The 2,145-nt window shown below is 69.6% G+C and carries 3 protein-coding genes; 1 reads left to right on the plus strand and 2 read right to left on the minus strand.

The window, feature by feature from the left end:
- Nucleotides 1-194: 194 nt before the first annotated feature.
- Both WH07_RS32870 and WH07_RS32875 read right to left on the minus strand, forming a co-directional pair.
- A complete protein-coding gene (locus tag WH07_RS32870; RefSeq protein WP_046508282.1) occupies nt 195-923 on the minus strand; it encodes an ABC transporter ATP-binding protein in 729 nt (242 codons plus the stop codon).
- 118 nt (nt 924-1,041) lie between these two features.
- A complete protein-coding gene (locus WH07_RS32875; protein ID WP_046508280.1) occupies nt 1,042-1,947 on the minus strand; it encodes an ABC transporter permease in 906 nt (301 codons plus the stop codon).
- Between WH07_RS32875 and WH07_RS41550 the strand changes: the two genes are divergently transcribed.
- Nucleotides 1,946-2,145, plus strand: a 200-nt coding sequence (locus WH07_RS41550) for a hypothetical protein (protein ID WP_232789143.1), incomplete at its 3' end; no start/stop codon positions are given. The two genes, WH07_RS32875 and WH07_RS41550, sit on opposite strands and share 2 nt — an antisense overlap.

The following is a 2,145-nucleotide window of genomic DNA, read 5'->3' on the forward strand; positions in this document are numbered from 1 at the left end:
GGCGTGGGCTCGGGGGTGTCGGCTGTGCCGGTCGGCGGGTTTGTCATCGACCGGCACCCTAGCCCGCTTTTTCACCCTTTATCCGGTCTCTTCGATCCGGGTCCCGCGTTGTCCAGGGGCCTTCGCGCTCGGTCCAGGCGCCTGCGTGCCTGTTCCGGTTCCCTCGTACCGTTCGGGCTTCTTCGTGCCGCCCGCTACTTCTTCTTGGCCGTGAACTCCTCGTAGGCCGCGACGACCTCCGCCGCCGGGCCGTCCATCCGCAGGGTCCCCGACTCCAGCCAGAGCGCCCTGTCACACGTTTCGGTGATGGTCTTGTTGCTGTGGCTGACGAGGAAGACCGTCCCGGCCTCCTTGCGCAGTTCCGCGATGCGCTCCTGGCTGCGGCGCTGGAACTTCGCGTCGCCGGTGGAGAGCGCCTCATCGATCAGCAGGACCTCATGGCTCTTGGCGGCGGCGATCGAGAAGCGCAGCCGGGCGCCCATCCCCGAGGAGTAGGTCCGCATCGGCAGGGAGATGAAGTCGCCTTTCTCGTTGATCCCGGAGAACTCCACGATGGCGTCGTAGCGTTCACGGATCTGCTCGCGCGACATGCCCATGGCCAGCCCGCCGAGGATGACATTGCGCTCGCCGGTCAGATCGCTCATCAGGGCCGCGTTGACGCCCAGAAGCGAGGGCTGGCCCCGGGTGAAGACCTTGCCCCGGGTCGGCGGGAGCAGTCCCGCGACCGCCTTGAGCAGGGTCGACTTGCCCGAGCCGTTGGAGCCGATCAGACCGATCGCCTCGCCTTTGTACGCCGCGAAGCTGACACCCCGTACGGCATGGACCTGGCGGGCACCCGGAGTGGCCCGGCGGGAGACGATCCTGCTCAGGGCGGTGGTGGCGCTGCCACGGCCGCCCCGGGTGCCATGGACCGTATAGGTGATGTGGACCCCGTCGGCGACGACGGTGGGGACACGTTCGGCGACGGCGGGTGTGTGTCCCGTGTCGGCAGGCGTGAGCCCCGTGTCGGCGGGGGTGTGTTCCGTGTCGGTGGGGATGCGGTCAGCCACGTCCGTACTCCTCCTCGGCCTTCCAGAAGAACAGGAACCCGCCGATTCCGGCGAGCAGTGCCCAGCCGGCGGCGACGGCCCAGACATGCGGGGGCAGCCGGGCGGCGGTGAAGCTGTCGATGAGCGCGAAGCGCGTCAGGTCGATGTAGACGGCGGCCGGATTGCACTCCAGGGCCACCGTGACGGCATGCGGCAGCCGGCCGTTGCCGGCCACCTTGTCGACGCTCCACATCACGCCCGACGTGTACATCCAGGTGCGCAGGACGAAGGGCATGAGCTGTGAGAGGTCCGGGGTCCTGGCCGCCAGCCGCGCCACGGCCATCGAGACCCCGGTGTTGAACAGCGACTGGAGCGCCAGCGCCGGCACGATCAGCAGCCAGCTCGGCTTCGGGTACTCGCCGAAGCAGACAAGGATCACCGCCAGCGCGCCCAGGGAGAAGAGAAGTTGCTGGAGCTGCTGGAGGGCGAGGGCGACCGGCAGGGCGGCGCGCGGGAAGTGGAGGGCCCGTACGAGACCGAGGTTGCCGGAGATCGCGCGGGTGCCGGCCATGATCGAACTGGACGTGAAGGTCCAGATGAAGACGCCTGTGACCAGGAACGGGACAAAGTCCGGCACACCGTTCTTCGTGCCGAGCAGCACTCCGAAGATGAAGTAGTAGACCGTCGCGTTGAGCAGCGGGGTCATGATCTGCCAGAGCTGGCCGAGCTTGGCCTGGCTGTACTGGGCGGTCAGCCGGGCGGTGGCGAAGGCGGTGATGAAGTGACGCCGGGACCAGAGGCCGCGGAGGTAGGCGGGCAGGGTGGGGCGGGCGCCGCTCACGGTCAGTCCATGGCGGCGGGCGAGGGCGCTGAGGTCGGTCTCGGCGGCTGCGCCGGGCGCCTGGTCGAGGAGGGGCATGGGGTCCGGATCCGGGACCGGTGCGGTCGGTGCGATCGGCTGGCTCACGGAGATGTCGGCTTTCGGCGGTGGCTGGGGGCTGGCGCTGGGGGCGTACGCGCGTACCGGTGTACGTGCGTGCCGGGCGTACTCGGGCGTACGCGCTGCGGGGCGGGGCGGTGGGGCGCCGCAGGAGGGCGGGCGCTCACGGGGTGCTTA

This window comes from Streptomyces odonnellii, assembly GCF_000981895.1.
Lineage (GTDB): Bacteria > Actinomycetota > Actinomycetes > Streptomycetales > Streptomycetaceae > Streptomyces > Streptomyces odonnellii.